The 13842-nt window shown below is 71.5% G+C and carries 12 protein-coding genes; 4 read left to right on the forward strand and 8 right to left on the reverse strand.

Features of this window, described 5'->3' with window-relative positions; genetic code table 11:
* Window positions 1–78: 78 nt before the first annotated feature.
* Complete coding sequence (def, locus tag ACK8N7_RS32665; RefSeq protein WP_403216048.1) at window positions 79–630, forward strand: peptide deformylase; 552 nt, start codon at window positions 79–81, stop codon at window positions 628–630.
* On the opposite strand, the gene ACK8N7_RS32670 is transcribed toward def, so the two are convergent.
* Entirely contained in the window at window positions 627–1310 is a 684-nt protein-coding gene (locus ACK8N7_RS32670; protein WP_403216050.1) for a TetR/AcrR family transcriptional regulator, read from the reverse strand. The genes def and ACK8N7_RS32670 overlap by 4 nt on opposite strands.
* Before the next feature lie 186 nt (window positions 1311–1496).
* Between ACK8N7_RS32670 and ACK8N7_RS32675 the strand changes: the two genes are divergently transcribed.
* Window positions 1497–2723, forward strand: coding sequence for an acyl-CoA dehydrogenase family protein (locus tag ACK8N7_RS32675; RefSeq protein WP_403216052.1), 1227 nt, complete (start codon window positions 1497–1499; stop codon window positions 2721–2723).
* Window positions 2724–2778: 55 nt separating this feature from the next.
* Here the strand turns inward: ACK8N7_RS32675 and ACK8N7_RS32680 are convergent, their stop codons facing one another.
* From ACK8N7_RS32680 to ACK8N7_RS32700, 5 genes are all read right to left on the reverse strand, one after another.
* Window positions 2779–3267: a glutathione peroxidase gene (locus ACK8N7_RS32680; protein ID WP_403216054.1), complete on the reverse strand. Its 489-nt coding sequence runs from the start codon at window positions 3265–3267 to the stop codon at window positions 2779–2781.
* Window positions 3268–3318: 51 nt separating this feature from the next.
* Window positions 3319–3843 carry a GNAT family N-acetyltransferase gene (locus tag ACK8N7_RS32685; protein ID WP_403216056.1) on the reverse strand — a complete coding sequence of 175 codons (525 nt, stop codon included), beginning with the start codon at window positions 3841–3843 and terminating at the stop codon, window positions 3319–3321.
* A 166-nt stretch (window positions 3844–4009) separates the two neighbouring features.
* A complete protein-coding gene (locus ACK8N7_RS32690) occupies window positions 4010–5347 on the reverse strand; it encodes a chloride channel protein (RefSeq protein WP_403216058.1) in 1338 nt (445 codons plus the stop codon).
* Window positions 5348–5548: 201 nt separating this feature from the next.
* Window positions 5549–6979, reverse strand: a complete 1431-nt coding sequence (locus ACK8N7_RS32695) for a DUF2252 domain-containing protein (protein ID WP_403216060.1) — start codon at window positions 6977–6979, stop codon at window positions 5549–5551.
* Between the two features lie 31 nt (window positions 6980–7010).
* Window positions 7011–7967: a DUF389 domain-containing protein gene (locus ACK8N7_RS32700; protein ID WP_403216062.1), complete on the reverse strand. Its 957-nt coding sequence runs from the start codon at window positions 7965–7967 to the stop codon at window positions 7011–7013.
* A 204-nt stretch (window positions 7968–8171) separates the two neighbouring features.
* Here ACK8N7_RS32700 and ACK8N7_RS32705 point away from each other — a divergent pair, with 204 nt between their 5' ends.
* Window positions 8172–10001, forward strand: a complete 1830-nt coding sequence (locus tag ACK8N7_RS32705; protein ID WP_403216064.1) for a glycoside hydrolase family 15 protein — start codon at window positions 8172–8174, stop codon at window positions 9999–10001.
* Between the two features lie 51 nt (window positions 10002–10052).
* Window positions 10053–10307, forward strand: coding sequence for a DUF6011 domain-containing protein (locus ACK8N7_RS32710; RefSeq protein WP_500444727.1), 255 nt, complete (start codon window positions 10053–10055; stop codon window positions 10305–10307).
* 9 nt (window positions 10308–10316) lie between these two features.
* Here ACK8N7_RS32710 and ACK8N7_RS32715 read toward each other — a convergent pair whose 3' ends face one another.
* Window positions 10317–11189 (reverse strand): acyl-CoA thioesterase, encoded by an 873-nt coding sequence (locus ACK8N7_RS32715; RefSeq protein WP_403216068.1) that lies wholly within the window; start codon window positions 11187–11189, stop codon window positions 10317–10319.
* 46 nt (window positions 11190–11235) lie between these two features.
* A complete protein-coding gene (locus ACK8N7_RS32720) occupies window positions 11236–13749 on the reverse strand; it encodes a DEAD/DEAH box helicase (protein WP_500444728.1) in 2514 nt (837 codons plus the stop codon).
* Window positions 13750–13842: the final 93 nt, after the last annotated feature.

Here is a 13842-nt window from a genome sequence, read left to right on the forward strand (position 1 = left end):
CTATCGATGTCCGGTGCGGCGACCGCACCGCGGCACCACGGGAACTCCCGGGCCGCGGCGGAACGTACGCTTACCGCCATGCGAAACCGCCCGATCCCCGGCAGTTCCGGACTCATCCGTGAGATGAGTCTGCTCGGCGACCCGTTGCTCCACCGTGCCTGTGAGGACGTCACGGATTTTGGCCCGTCGCTCGCGAAGCTGGTCGAGGACATGTTCGCCACGATGTACGCCGCGCAGGGTGTCGGGCTCGCCGCCAACCAGATCGGCGTCCCGCTCAAAGTGTTCGTCTACGACTGCCCGGACGACGACGACGTCCGTCATCTGGGACACGTCGTCAACCCCGAACTGGTCGAGGCGGACGGACTTACCGTACGCGGACCGGAGGGCTGTCTGTCACTTCCGGGTCTGGAAGCGGGCACGGAACGCTTCGACCACGCGGTGATCGAGGGCCTGACGATGACGGGTGAGCCGGTGCGGATCGCGGGGACGGGGTGGTTCGCCCGGTGCCTCCAGCACGAGTGCGACCACCTGGAGGGCATGGTCTACACCGACCGGCTGACCGGGCTGCGGCGGTCCCGGGCGCTGCGGGCCGCGCGCCGGGCGCACTGGGCCCGCAAGGACACCGTTTAGAACCCCGGGCCGCCCTTGACGTCGCGGTCGCCCGCCTCCGTCAGCCGGCCCCACAGCAGGTCGGCAAGGCTGCTCACCAGCCGCTCGCGGGAGCAGGGCCGGTCGGCGAGCCACCAGTCGCCCGCCGCGTGCATCATGCCGACGATGCCATGGCCCCATATACGCGCCATCTGTTCACCGTCCGGCCCGAGGTCGACGCGTTCCACGATCACCTGGCCCAGCTCCTCGCCGAGGCGGCGCAGCAGCGGGGCGGAGTGGCGGCCGACGTCGAAGCCCTGCTCGGTGGAGAGGGAGGCCTCCGCGGAGGTGGCGGATTCGGCTGCTCCGTCGGCGGGATGCATCAGGAAGCGGTAGACCTGAGGGCGGGCCTCGATCGCCGCGAGATAGGTGTCGAGCGTGGCCTCGACCCGCGCGCGGCGCTCGGCGGGGGCGTCCAGGGCCGCGCGCAGGGCGCTGAGGAGGGCGTCGGTGTGGCGTTTGGCCAGCGCCCGGTAGAGGCCGCCCTTGTCCCCGAAGTGGCGGTAGAGGATCGGCTTGGTGATCCCGGCCTCGGCGGCGATCGCGTTCATCGACGCCTGCGGGCCGTCCCTGAGCACCACCCGGTCCGCTGCTTCGAGCAGTTCGCGGCGGCGGATCTCGGCCGCGGTCCGCGCTCGCTCGGCGCCGCGTGTGCTCTCCATGTCGTCTCTCCCACCCCTGGCCATGCAACTTCTTCACGTCTGCTTCTTCGCGCCTGCGCAACGTAACACCCCGCCCGGTGCCCCTGTCGATCAGCTCCGGGGCGGTTGACAGCGGCTACTGTCCGGTAACAGACTGCGGTTACCGCAAGTAACGCATGCTTTTCACGGCAGTGCATGGAGGGGAACATGGCCGAGTTCACGCTTGACCTCAACGACGACCAGAAGCAGGTCCGTGACTGGCTCCACGGCTTCGCGGCGGATGTGATCCGCCCCGCGGCCTCGGAGTGGGACGAGCGTGAGGAAACGCCCTGGCCCGTCATCCAGGAAGCGGCCAAGGTCGGCATCTACTCCCTCGACTTCTACGCCCAGCAGTTCTTCGACCCTACGGGTCTCGGCATCCCCATGGCCATGGAAGAGCTCTTCTGGGGCGACGCGGGTATCGCCCTGTCGATCGTCGGTACGGGCCTGGCGGCCGTCGGCGTCCTCGCCAACGGCACCGAGGAGCAGATCGGCACCTGGATCCCGCAGATGTACGGCGACGCGAACGACGTGAAGGTCGCCGCCTTCTGCTCCTCCGAGCCCGACGCCGGATCCGACGTCGCCGCCATGCGGACGCGCGCCGTCTACGACGAGGCCAAGGACGAGTGGGTCCTCGACGGGACCAAGACCTGGGCGACCAACGGCGGCATAGCCAACGTCCATGTGGTGGTCGCCGTCGTCGACGCCGGCCTCGGCTCCAAGGGCCACGCCTCCTTCATCGTGCCGCCGGACACCCCCGGCCTCTCCCAGGGCCAGAAGTTCAAGAAGCACGGCATCCGGGCCTCCCACACCGCCGAGGTGGTCCTGGAGGGCGTCCGCGTCCCCGGCCACTGCCTGCTCGGCGGCAAGGAGAAGCTCGACGAGCGCCTCGCCCGCGCCCGGGAGCGCGCCAAGTCCGGCGGCGAGCGCGTCAAGAACGCGGCGATGGCCACCTTCGAGGCGTCCCGCCCGGCCGTCGGCGCCATGGCCGTGGGCACCGCCCGCGCCGCGTACGAGGTCGCCCTCGACTACGCGAAGACCCGCAGCCAGTTCGGCCGCCCGATCATCGACAACCAGGGCATCGCCTTCCAGCTCGCCGACATGCGTACCCAGATCGACGCGGCCCGGCTGCTGGTCTGGCGCGCCTCCTGGATGGCGACCACCGGGAAGCCGTTCACCTCGGCGGAGGGCTCCATGTCCAAGCTCTACGCCAGCGAGACCGCCAAGAAGGTCACCGCGCAGGCCATCCAGATCCTCGGCGGCAACGGCTTCACCCGCGAGTACCCGGTCGAGCGCATGCACCGCGACGCGGCCATCTACACCATCTTCGAGGGCACCAGCGAGATCCAGCGCCTGGTGATCGCCCGGACCCTGTCGGGCATGCCGATCCGCTGACGGACGGACGGAAGGGGCCGCCCGGGCACACGTCCCGGACGGCCCCTTCCCCTGTTCAGGAGGGCAGCTGCGCCTCGATCGCCGCCACGACCTCCGTCGACTCCGGCTCGCTGCGCGGCCGGATCCGGGCCACCGGCTCACCGGCCGGCGAGATCACGAACTTCTCGAAGTTCCACTGGACGTCCCCGGCCTCCCCGTCCGCGTCCGCCAGCTTCGTCAGCTCCGCGTACAGCGGGTGCCGGTCCGCCCCGTTGACGTCGAGCTTCTCCAGGAGGGGGAAGGTGACGCCGTACGTCGTCGAGCAGAAGGTCTGGATCTCCTCCGCGTTCCCCGGCTCCTGCCCGGCGAACTGGTTGCAGGGCACACCGAGCACGGTGAGACCCCGGTCCCCGTACGCCTGCTGCAGCCGCTCCAGGCCCTCGTACTGCGGGGTGAGCCCGCACTTGGACGCCACGTTCACCAGCAGGACGGCCCGGCCGCTCCAGGCGCCCAGGGTGGTCGGCTCGCCGGTGAGGGTGTGCAGCGGAATGTCGTGCAGCGTCATGAAACTCTCCCTGATCATCGCGTGCGTGGTGCCCATTGTGCCGCCCGCCGCTCACGGGGCGGCGAGCTCCTTGTAGTAGAAGGTGGTCGGCTTGAGGCTGCCCGCCGGGTCGGCCGCGTATCCCGGCACCGTGCCGACCTCCGTCCAGCCCGCCTTGCAGTAGACCTGCTCGGCCAGGCTGCCGCTCTCGGTGTCCAGGATCAGCAGCGAGATGCCCTCGACATCGGCGTACGCCTCGACGGCCGCCAGCAGCGCCCGGCCGAGGCCCTGGCCGCGGGCGGCGGGGCGGACCATCAGCTTGGCGACCTCCGCGCGGTGGCGGGCGTTCGGCAGCGGAGCCCGGACCATGGCGATCGTGCCGGCGACCCGGCAGCCCTCCCGGGCGATCCAGATGGACACCTGTCCGGACTCCACGGCCGCCGCGCGCTCCCGCCACCAGACGGCGGCCGCCTCCCGGTCCAGCGGGGCCAGGAACCCCACCGAGGAACCCTCCTCGACGGTCTCCACCAGCAGCTCGGCCATCTCATCGGCGTACGTGACCAGCTCGGGGCCGCTCACGTGGACGATCTCGGTCATGGGTACGGGGTCCTTTCCAGCGCAACGGTCGGGAGGGGTACGGAGTCGGGGCAGGACGATCCGCGGGGCGCGGCGCGCCGGACGCCGACGTGATCCGGCTCCTCCGCCGTATCTCTCCTGTCCGGATGGTGTCCCTGATATGCGGGAGACGATATGCCGGAGACGGCTAGGCCGCCTCCGGCCGTGCCCGGTCCACCGGTGCGGGTGTCAGCCGCAGGGTGACCACGTACGCCACCACCACCGCCACGATCACCAGGGGCATCACGGTGAGCCCTTCCCTGCCCAGCAGGAGTGTCGCCAGGAGCACCGACGTCATCGGCAGCCGCAGCATCGCCACACACATCGCCCCGATGCCCATCGCGAACCCCGCGGTGAGGTGCAGCCCCGGCAGGTGGGAGAGCGCCACGCCGGCCACCGCCCCCACGAACATCGCCGGGAAGACGGGACCGCCCCGGAAGCAGCTCAGCGAGGCGCAGTAGGCGAGCGTCTTGCAGACGATGAGCAGCACCAGCGCGCCCACCGAGTACTCCGCGCTCGTCGACAGCAGATGGCCCAGCTCGTGTTCGCCCGAGTACAGCACCTCGGAACCGTCCTTGCCCGACGTCTCGGCGTACACCAGCGCCAGAGCGCCGATGACCAGCCCCATCGCCGCCGTGGCCACCACCGTCCGCCGCTCCACGCGTTCCTGCAGCGCCAGCGACAGCCTGCGGATGCCCGCACCGGCGAAGGCCGCCGCGACACCGAGGACCAGCGCCCACCCGAACTCGGCGATACCGGGGTCCGCCGCCGGGGGAACCTCGCCCAGCGTCAGGGAGTACGTGCCAAGACCGGTCCAGGAGCCCAGACCGGTGAAGATCAGGGCACCGACCCCCGCGGAGAGCAGCCCGGGAACCAGGACCACGCCCAGCATCGGCCCGGCCAGCCCCGCCACCTCCATCAGCAGGAACGCGCCCAGCAGCGGTGACCCCAGCAGGGCGCTCACCGCGGCGAAGCTCCCCGAAGCCCCGACCAGGGTCCGCGCCTCCGGTGCCAGGTCCCGCTTGACGCGGCCCGCCGCCCAGACAGCCAGCCCGCCGCCCAGCGCGATCAGGGGCGCCTCCGGCCCGAGCACGGCTCCCACGCCCAGCGAGACGAGCGCCGCGAGAGCGATACCGGGCAGCTCCGCCGCGCCCGGAGCCCCGGTGGACACCAGCCCCTCCGCCGGCCGGTGCCCGCCCCCGCCCGGCAGATGACGGACGGTGAGTCCGACCAGGAGGCCGGCCGCGCCGAGCAGGGGGACGGGCCACCACGACGGGGTCCCCTCGAAGCCCAGCGCCTTCGGCAGCTCCGTGTACGTCAGCGACTGGAGCTCCGAGACCAGGGCCAGGAAGCCGAACGCGATCGCGGAGACGGGCACCCCGAGCGCGGCCGCCATCACCAGCAGCCCCACGTAGCGCCGGGTACGGACGGGCGCGTACGGGTCCGCCGGTCCAGTGACGGGTGTGCCCGCGGGCTTGGCCGGCATGATCTCGACTCCTCGGCATGACGTCCGTGCGGAACGGGCGGTCCGTGGGGAAGGGACCGCGCCCCACGGGTTCACGCCGGGATATCACGCACCGGCCGACCGACAGCCGCCCGGCGGCCCGGGACACGCCTTCCCGCGCCGAAGGTCAGCCGCCCGGCCCCGGAGGGCCGTCCAGGAGGTCGCCGGTGCGCCCCGGCCGGGTCAACCGGTCACCGCACCCTCCGCGGGCAGCCGGCCGGAGCGCACCGCGTCGACCAGCGCCCGGTGGTCGAGCTCGTTCCGGTCCGCGTACGCCTCCGCGAACGTGGCGATCGCCCGGTCGAAGGTGTCCTTCCTCCCCAGGTAGGCCGCGATGGCGATCCGGTCCCCGGACCGGGCGTGGGCGCGGGCCAGCGTGGCACCGCACACCTCGCCGAACGTGCGCATCCCCTTCGGCACCATCGACTCCGGTTCGACGATGCCCTTCCAGTCGCGCAGCTGGCGGACGTAGAAGTCCCGGCGCCGGCCGTCGATGCCGTCCACCTGCTCCCAGCCGAGGAAGATGTCGCTGGAGGCCTGCATCAGGCGCTGGCCCGCGACCACCCGCTCGCCCTGGTTCCCGTACCGGCTCGCCCCGGTGTGCTCGGCCAGCACCGACGGGCCAGCCTCCTTGGCCTGGAGCAGGAGCGGGTCCCCGCCGTCCCGGCCGAGCAGCAGGATGATCCAGCACCGGGTGCCGACGCTGCCCACCCCGACGACCTTCCGGGCCACGTCGACCAACGTGAAATCCTCCAGCAGAGTGCGCCGGTCGGACGCCAGGCTGCCGCTGTAGCTCGTGACCATCCCGCGGAACCGCCGGTGCACCGCGTCGCGCTCCACGCCGGGCATCAGATCGGTGAGCGGGACGACCATCGGCGGGTCCGGGGCGATCCTGAGCCGCCCGTCGACCACCTCGGCGAGCTTGCCGAAAGCCTGCAGGCTGTCCCGCGAACGGGCCTTGCGCAGCGCCCGGTCCAGGTTCCTGCGGCCGCGCCCGGGCAACCGCTCCGCCGCCACCGTACGCAGCCCCTCGGCATCGGTCTTCGCATACCACACGTCCAGATTGCGCATCCCGGCGAACCGGGCCATCGACTCCCGGTACGACCGGACCGAGGCCCGCACGATGCCGGCCCGCTCCCGGTCCGTGAAGCCGTTCGCCCGCGCCGCGATGACGAGACTGGCCGCCAGCCGTTTGACGTCCCACTCCCAGGGGCCCGGCAGCGTCTCGTCGAAGTCGTTGATGTCGAAGACCAGGTTCCGCTCCGGCGAGGCCAGCAGCCTGAAGTTCATCAGGTGGGCGTCGCCGCACAGCTGGGCCCGGATCCCGGAGTCCGGTGTGCCGGCCAGGTCGGCCGCCATCACCGCGGCCGCGCCCCGGTAGAAGCGGAACGGGGACTCGGTCATCCTGCCGTAGCGGATCGGGACCAGCTCGGGAACCCGGTCCGCGGACTGCGCGTCGAGGAGGGCCAGCGGGTCGGGTCGCCCCGGCGGGGGAGTGAACCCGGCGTGGCTCGAACGGGGAGCCGCGCGGCGGGCCGCCCTGCCGAGGGCCGCCCGCTCGGCCGGTGTCGCACGAGGTGAGACGCGTAGGGACGTTACAGCTTCCTGGTCCATGGGATACCCCTTCCGGAGTTCGTCGGGCCACTCAGGCGGGCCGGCGAAGACGGTCGCGCCGGAGGCCGACCCGCTGCCAGATCGCCCGCTGGGCCTTGAGCGTGGCCGCGCCCACCACGATCAGCACCAGGATGTTCACAAGCAGCTGGATGACCGAACCCCGCACATCGCTCCAGCTGGTGAACGCGGTGGAGACCGCGATGTCTGCGGCGGCCGGGATCGTCGTCACGGAGATGAACACACCGAGCAGGGCGCTCGTCCTGGCCTCGGTGAGCGACACGATCCCGACGATCCCGGCCAGGGTGGCGACGGCGACCGAGAAGAAGTTCGGCGTGTTGATGAGGTTGGAGACGGGGCGCAGCCCCCGGTCGAAGGCCTCCGACTGCAGCCCGAAGCCACGGATGAGGAGCGCGAAGAGAAACGTGACCACCACGGTGAGGAGGAAGCCGGTGCCCAGGGCGGCCAGACCGCTCCGCACCATGGCCCGGTGGCCCCGGTCGATCCCCAGCGCGACACTCACGATGGCGCCGTACTCCGGCCCCACCACCATCGCCGCCACGATCAGGATCTGCGAGTTCGTGACGATGCCGACCGAACCGATCATCCCGGCGACGACCAGGTACAGATAGAAGCTCGGCGGATACCGCCCCTCGGACCTGATACGTGCCTCGACCTGCTCCCAGACCGGTGCCCGGCTCAGCGGGCCGAGCTCCCGCCGTCCCCCTTCGGTGGCCCTGCCGGAGAAGGCCATGTCGACCGGTTCGATGACGAGGGAGCCCCGCTGGTCGAGCTGGACGCCGCGCAGGCGGTGCAGTACGTCGTTGGCCGCCCCGGTCAGCACGTCGCAGGCGATGGAATCCCCGTCCGGATTGCGGGCCGCGTCCCGCTGCACGATCAGGTTGAGCACGCACGGATCGTCCGCGAGCAGGCCGACCACCTCGTCGGTCAGCCCGGGCGGGCTCACCGCGCGGATGTGGATCATGTCCATACCGCCACCTCCGCGGTTCCCGGCTCCGTGGGGCGGAGCTCCCCGGCCGACTGCACGGGGGCTCATTCCAGTAACGCGGCCCCGGCCCCGTTCGGCAAACCGGGCACCCGGCCCCGGACCCGTCGGCACGGACGCGCACCGCGCACCCGGGGCGGGAGTGCCGGATAGTGAGGGGCACGGGGGCCCGACCGGGAGGAAAGGCTCATGGACCGGTATCCGCCGATCGCCGACCACGGACTCGTGGGCGACCTGCAGACGGCCGCCCTGATCTCCTCACGGGGAGTCGTCGACTGGTTCGCCGCCCCCAGATTCGACTCGCCCAGCATCTTCGCCGCCCTGCTCGACCACGAGCGCGGCGGCTTCTTCCGGCTGTCGCCCGACGGCGGCGCCCACACCTGCAAGCAGCTCTACTACCCCGACACCGCGGTCGTCGTCACCCGGTTCATGGCCCCCGACGGCGTCGGCGAGGTCCTCGACTGGATGACCCCGGTACGCTCCGGCGGGCCGACCGACCGGCACACGCTGGTCCGCGCCGTGCGCTCGGTGCGCGGCACCGTGCGCTTCGGCCTGGAGTGCCGGCCCCGGTTCGACTACGGCCGGGCCGCCCACGAGCTGGCGCTGGGCTTGACGGGGCACGGAGCGGTCTTCCGGGCGCCGGGCATCACGGCCCATCTCCAGACGGCCTTCCCCCTGACCCGGGACGGCCAGGACGCCGTCGGCGGCGTCACCCTGAACGCGGGGGAGACCGCGGGGGCCGTCCTCACGCTCTGCGGCCCCGACGGCCCCGAGCCGCCGCGCCCCACCGTCGAGGGGATCACCGACCAGCTCTGGGACGTCGTCGACTTCTGGCAGGGGTGGGTACGCGGCTCCCGCTACCACGGCCGCTGGCTCGACATGGTCAACCGCTCCGCGATCACCTTGAAGCTCCTCACCTACGAGCCCAGCGGCGCACCCGTCGCCGCGGCGACCATGGGACTGCCCGAACAGCTGGGCGGTGAACGCAACTGGGACTACCGGTACACCTGGGTGAGGGACGGCTCCCTGTCGGTACGGGCCCTGCTGGACCTCGGCTTCGTCGACGAGGCGACCGCCTTCACCCACTGGCTCGGCGACCGCCTCCGGGACCGGCAGGACAGCGGCGGCGAGGCCCTGCGGATCATGTACCGGGTCGACGGCCGGCCACTGGACGCGGAGGAGGTCCTGGGGCACCTGGAGGGGTACCGGGGCTCCCACCCGGTGCGGCTCGGCAACGCCGCCGCCGACCAGCTCCAGCTCGACATCTACGGCGAAGCGCTCTACGCGCTGTCCGAGGGCCGCGAGGTCGGCATCCAGGCCGGCTACCAGGGATGGAAGATCCTCTCCCGCACCCTGGACTGGCTCGCGGAGTCCTGGGACCGCCCCGACGAGGGAATCTGGGAGACCCGCGGCGGGCGCAAGGACTTCACCTACAGCCGGGTCATGTGCTGGGCCGCCTTCGACCGGGGGCTCAAGCTCGCCGGACAGTTCAGCAGGCCCGCCGACACGGCCCGGTGGACCCGGGCGCGGGACGCCGTACTGGAACAGGTGGTGGAGCGCGGCTGGAGCGAGACCCGGCAGGCCTACGTCCAGAACTACGAGAACGACGTGCTCGACGCGTCCCTGCTGCTGATGCCGAGGGTGGGATTCCTCGCCCCGCGCGATCCCGGCTGGCTGTCCACCCTCGACGCCATGGACCGCACCCTCGTCTCGGACAGCCTCGTCTACCGCTACGACCCGGCCGCCTCCCCCGACGGGCTGCGCGGCTCGGAGGGGACCTTCAGCCTCTGCACCTTCCTGTACGTCGACGCGCTCGTCCGGGCCGGGCGTCTGCGGCAGGCGCGCTACACCTTCGAGAAGATGCTCACCTACGCCAACCACGTCGGCCTGTTCGCCGAGGAGATCGGCCCCAGTGGCGAACAACTGGGCAACTTCCCCCAGGCGTTCACCCATCTCTCGCTCATCATGGCGGCCCGCACCCTGGACGAGGCGCTCGACCGGGAGCGCGACCGCCGGTGAGACCCGCCACCCCCGCGCGCGGCCACCGAGCCGTACGGGGAAGATCGGGGTGTGGACCACACCGATGCCTTCCCCGAACCGCTGCCCGGGGCCGACGGAGCCGCCGCACGGGGCCCGGCGGCCGACGACGGGACGCCCCCGGGGCGCCGCCTCGTCCGCTGCCGCCTCTGCGGCCGCCCCCTCACCGGCGCCGACTCCCGCCGCACCGGCCTGGGACCGTCCTGCGACGCCAAGCTGCACCCCGCGCCGCCGGACATCCGCACCCGCCGCCACGAGGTCGAGCAGGACCCGCTGCCCGGCATCTGAGCCGGGCCCCTACTTCTCCAGCCGCCGGAACAGCCCCTCCTGCACCACCGACACCAGCAGCTGCCCCGAACGGTCGTAGATCCGGCCGCGCGCCAGTCCGCGCCCGCCCGTCGCGATCGGCGACTCCTGGTCGTACAGGAACCACTCGTCCGCCCGGAACGGCCGGTGGAACCACATGGCGTGATCCAGGGACGCCATGTCGAAGCCGCGCGGACCCCACAGCGGCTCCACCGGGATGCGTACCGCGTCCAGCAGCGTCATGTCGCTCGCGTACGTCAGCGCGCAGGTGTGCACCAGCGGGTCGTCGCCCAGCGGGCCCACCGCGCGCATCCACACCGCGCTGCGCGGATCGGCGTCCTTGATCTCCTCCTGCGTCCAGCGCAGCCGGTCCGCGTACCGGATGTCGAAGGGCTGGCGCCGTGCCATCCGCTCCAGCGCCTCCGGCAGCGCGCCCAGGTGCTCGCGCACCTCGTCCGCGACCGTCGGCAGCTCCTCCGGGTCCGGGACGATCCGGGCCGGCGGCAGCTGGTGCTCGAAGCCCGCCTCCTCGGGGCGGTGGAAGGACGCCGTCAGGTTGAAGATCGTCCGGCCCTCCTGGACGGCGGTCACCCGGCGGGTGGTGAAGGACCGCCCGTCCCGCACCCGCTCCACCTGGTAGACGATCGGCACCCCGGGACGCCCCGGCCGCAGGAAGTAGGCGTGCAGCGAGTGCACCGGCCGCTCCCCGTCGGTGGTGCGGCCCGCCGCCACCAGCGCCTGGCCCGCGACCTGCCCGCCGAAGACCCGTTGCAGGGACTCCTCCGGGCTGCGGCCGCGGAAGATGTTGACCTCGATCCGCTCCAGGTCGAGAAGGTCGACCAGGCGCTCGGCCGGATTCGTCATGCCGTACCTCTCCGCTTCCGCGTCCACTCGCTCAACAGGGGACTTCTCACAGCTGGCCGACCTCGGTGACCCGGACGACCGCCCGGCCCTCCTCGTCGGACGCCGCCAGGTCCACCTCGGCCTTGATGCCCCAGTCGTGGTCGCCCGCCGGGTCGGCGAACGCCTGCCAGACCCGCCACAGACCGTGCGCCGGGTCCTCCTCGATCTTCAGCAGCTTCGGGCCGCGCGCGTCCGGTCCGGTGCCGAGATCCTCGTGCGCGTCCCAGTACCCGTCCATCGCCTCGCCCCAAGCGTCCTCGTCCCACCCGGAGTCGCCGTCCAGCCCGCCCAGGTCGCGCACCCGGTCCAGCGCCGCCAGCTCCACCCGCCGGAACATCGCGTTGCGCACCAGCACCCGGAAGGCGCGGGTGTTGGCCGTGACCGGCTTGACCTCGTCCGCCCGCTCCTGGGCCTGCTCGGCGGTCTCCACCTCGGGGTTGGCCAGCTGCTCCCACTCGTCCAGCAGACTGGAGTCGACCTGGCGGACCATCTCGCCGAGCCAGGAGATCAGGTCCTGCAGGTCCTCGGACTTCAGGTCGTCCGGGATCGTGTGCTCCAGCGCCTTGTACGCGCTCGCCAGATACCGCAGCACGATGCCCTCGGTCCGGGCCAGCTCGTAGTGCGAGGTGAACTCCGTGAAGGTCATGGCCCGTTCGAACATGTCCCGGATCACCGACTTCGGCGACACCGGGTGGTCGTTCACCCACGGGTGGCTCGTGCGGTACACGTCGTAGGCGTGCCACAGCAGCTCGCTCAGCGGCTTGGGGTACGTGACCTCCTGGAGCCGCTCCATCCGCTCCTCGTACTCGACCCCGTCCGCCTTCATCTGGCCCACGGCCTCGCCGCGCGCCTTGTTCTGCTGGGCGGCGAGGATCTGCCGGGGATCGTCCAGCGTCGACTCGACGACCGAGACCATGTCCAGCGCGTACGACGGGGATTCGGCGTCCAGCAGGTCGAACGCGGCCAGCGCGAACGTGGACAGCGGCTGGTTCAGCGCGAAGTCCTGCTGGAGGTCGACCGTCAGCCGCACGATCCGCCCCTCGGCGTCCGGCGTCTCCAGCTGCTCCACCACCCCGCCGTCCAGCAGCGAGCGGTAGATGGCGATGGCCCGGCGGATGTGCCGCAGCTGCGCCCGGCGCGGCTCGTGGTTGTCCTCCAGCAGATGCCGCATCGCCTCGAACGCGTTGCCGGGGCGGGCGATCACCGCGAGCAGCATGGTGTGCGTGACCCGGAAGCGCGAGTTCAGCGGCTCGGGCTCGGAGGTGATCAGCTTGTCGAAGGTGGTCTCCGACCAGGCGACGAACCCCTCGGGGGCCTTCTTGCGGACCACCTTGCGCTTCTTCTTAGGGTCGTCGCCCGCCTTCTTGACGGCCTTCTCGTTCTCGATGACATGCTCGGGGGCCTGCGCCACGACGAACCCGGCCGTGTCGAACCCGGCCCGCCCGGCGCGCCCCGCGATCTGGTGGAACTCCCGCGCGCGCAGGGTCCGCACCCGGGTGCCGTCGTACTTGGTGAGCGCCGTGAACAGCACCGTACGGATGGGTACGTTGACGCCGACGCCGAGCGTGTCCGTACCGCAGATCACCTTCAGCAGACCCGCCTGGGCCAGCTTCTCCACCAGGCGGCGGTACTTGGGCAGCATCCCCGCGTGGTGCACCCCGATGCCGTGGCGCACGTACCGGGAGAGGTTCTGGCCGAACTTGGTGGTGAAGCGGAAGCCGCCGATCATGTCGGCGATCTTCTCCTTCTCCTCCTTCGTGCACATGTTGATGCTCATCAGCGACTGCGCCCGCTCGACGGCCGCCGCCTGCGTGAAGTGCACGATGTAGACGGGCGACTGCCGGGTGTCCAGCAGCTCGGTCAGCGTCTCGGTGATCGGCGTGAAGCGGTACTCGTAGCTCAGCGGCACCGGGCGGGTCGCCGAGCGCACCACGGAGGTGGGGCGGCCGGTGCGCCGGGTCAGGTCCTTCTCGAACATCGCGACGTCGCCGAGCGTCGCCGACATCAGGACGAACTGGGCCTGCGGCAGCTCCAGCAGCGGGATCTGCCAGGCCCAGCCCCGGTCCGGCTCGGCGTAGAAGTGGAACTCGTCCATCACGACCTGGCCGATGTCGGCGTACTTCCCGTCGCGCAGCGCGATGGAGGCCAGCACCTCGGCCGTACAGCAGATCACCGGGGCGTCCGCGTTGACCGAGGCGTCACCGGTGAGCATGCCGACGTTCTCGGTACCGAAGAGCTTGCACAGGTCGAAGAACTTCTCCGAGACCAGCGCCTTGATCGGCGCGGTGTAGAAGGTGACCTTGTCCTGGGCCAGCGCGGTGAAGTGCGCGGCCGCCGCCACCAGGCTCTTCCCGGAGCCGGTCGGGGTGGAAAGGATCACGTTCGCCCCGGAGACCACCTCGATCAGCGCCTCCTCCTGAGCCGGGTAAAGGGTGATGCCCTGGGTCTCGGTCCATGACGAGAAGGCCTCGAAAAGGGCGTCCGGGTCGGGGGTCTTAGGCAGCTGGTCGATGAGGGTCACACCCCCCATCTTGCCTGTCTTCCGCCCGGATGAGGGAACCGGCGGACCGCACGAAGATCACGGGCGATACGCTGCGCTCTCAATCAGCCCGCG

This window comes from Streptomyces griseobrunneus (assembly GCF_046713465.1).
In the GTDB taxonomy this organism is placed as follows: Bacteria; Actinomycetota; Actinomycetes; order Streptomycetales; family Streptomycetaceae; genus Streptomyces; species Streptomyces microflavus.

Excerpts from the sequence above, each read along its gene's own strand:
- def (WP_403216048.1), top strand. The coding sequence starts at position 79 with ATGCGAAACCGCCCGATCCCCGGCAGTTCCGGACTCATCCGTGAGATG.
- ACK8N7_RS32670 (WP_403216050.1), bottom strand. The coding sequence starts at position 1,310 with ATGGAGAGCACACGCGGCGCCGAGCGAGCGCGGACCGCGGCCGAGATC.
- ACK8N7_RS32675 (WP_403216052.1), top strand. The coding sequence starts at position 1,497 with ATGGCCGAGTTCACGCTTGACCTCAACGACGACCAGAAGCAGGTCCGT.
- ACK8N7_RS32680 (WP_403216054.1), bottom strand. The coding sequence starts at position 3,267 with ATGACGCTGCACGACATTCCGCTGCACACCCTCACCGGCGAGCCGACC.
- ACK8N7_RS32685 (WP_403216056.1), bottom strand. The coding sequence starts at position 3,843 with ATGACCGAGATCGTCCACGTGAGCGGCCCCGAGCTGGTCACGTACGCC.
- ACK8N7_RS32690 (WP_403216058.1), bottom strand. The coding sequence starts at position 5,347 with ATGCCGGCCAAGCCCGCGGGCACACCCGTCACTGGACCGGCGGACCCG.
- ACK8N7_RS32695 (WP_403216060.1), bottom strand. The coding sequence starts at position 6,979 with ATGGACCAGGAAGCTGTAACGTCCCTACGCGTCTCACCTCGTGCGACA.
- ACK8N7_RS32700 (WP_403216062.1), bottom strand. The coding sequence starts at position 7,967 with ATGGACATGATCCACATCCGCGCGGTGAGCCCGCCCGGGCTGACCGAC.
- ACK8N7_RS32705 (WP_403216064.1), top strand. The coding sequence starts at position 8,172 with ATGGACCGGTATCCGCCGATCGCCGACCACGGACTCGTGGGCGACCTG.
- ACK8N7_RS32715 (WP_403216068.1), bottom strand. The coding sequence starts at position 11,189 with ATGACGAATCCGGCCGAGCGCCTGGTCGACCTTCTCGACCTGGAGCGG.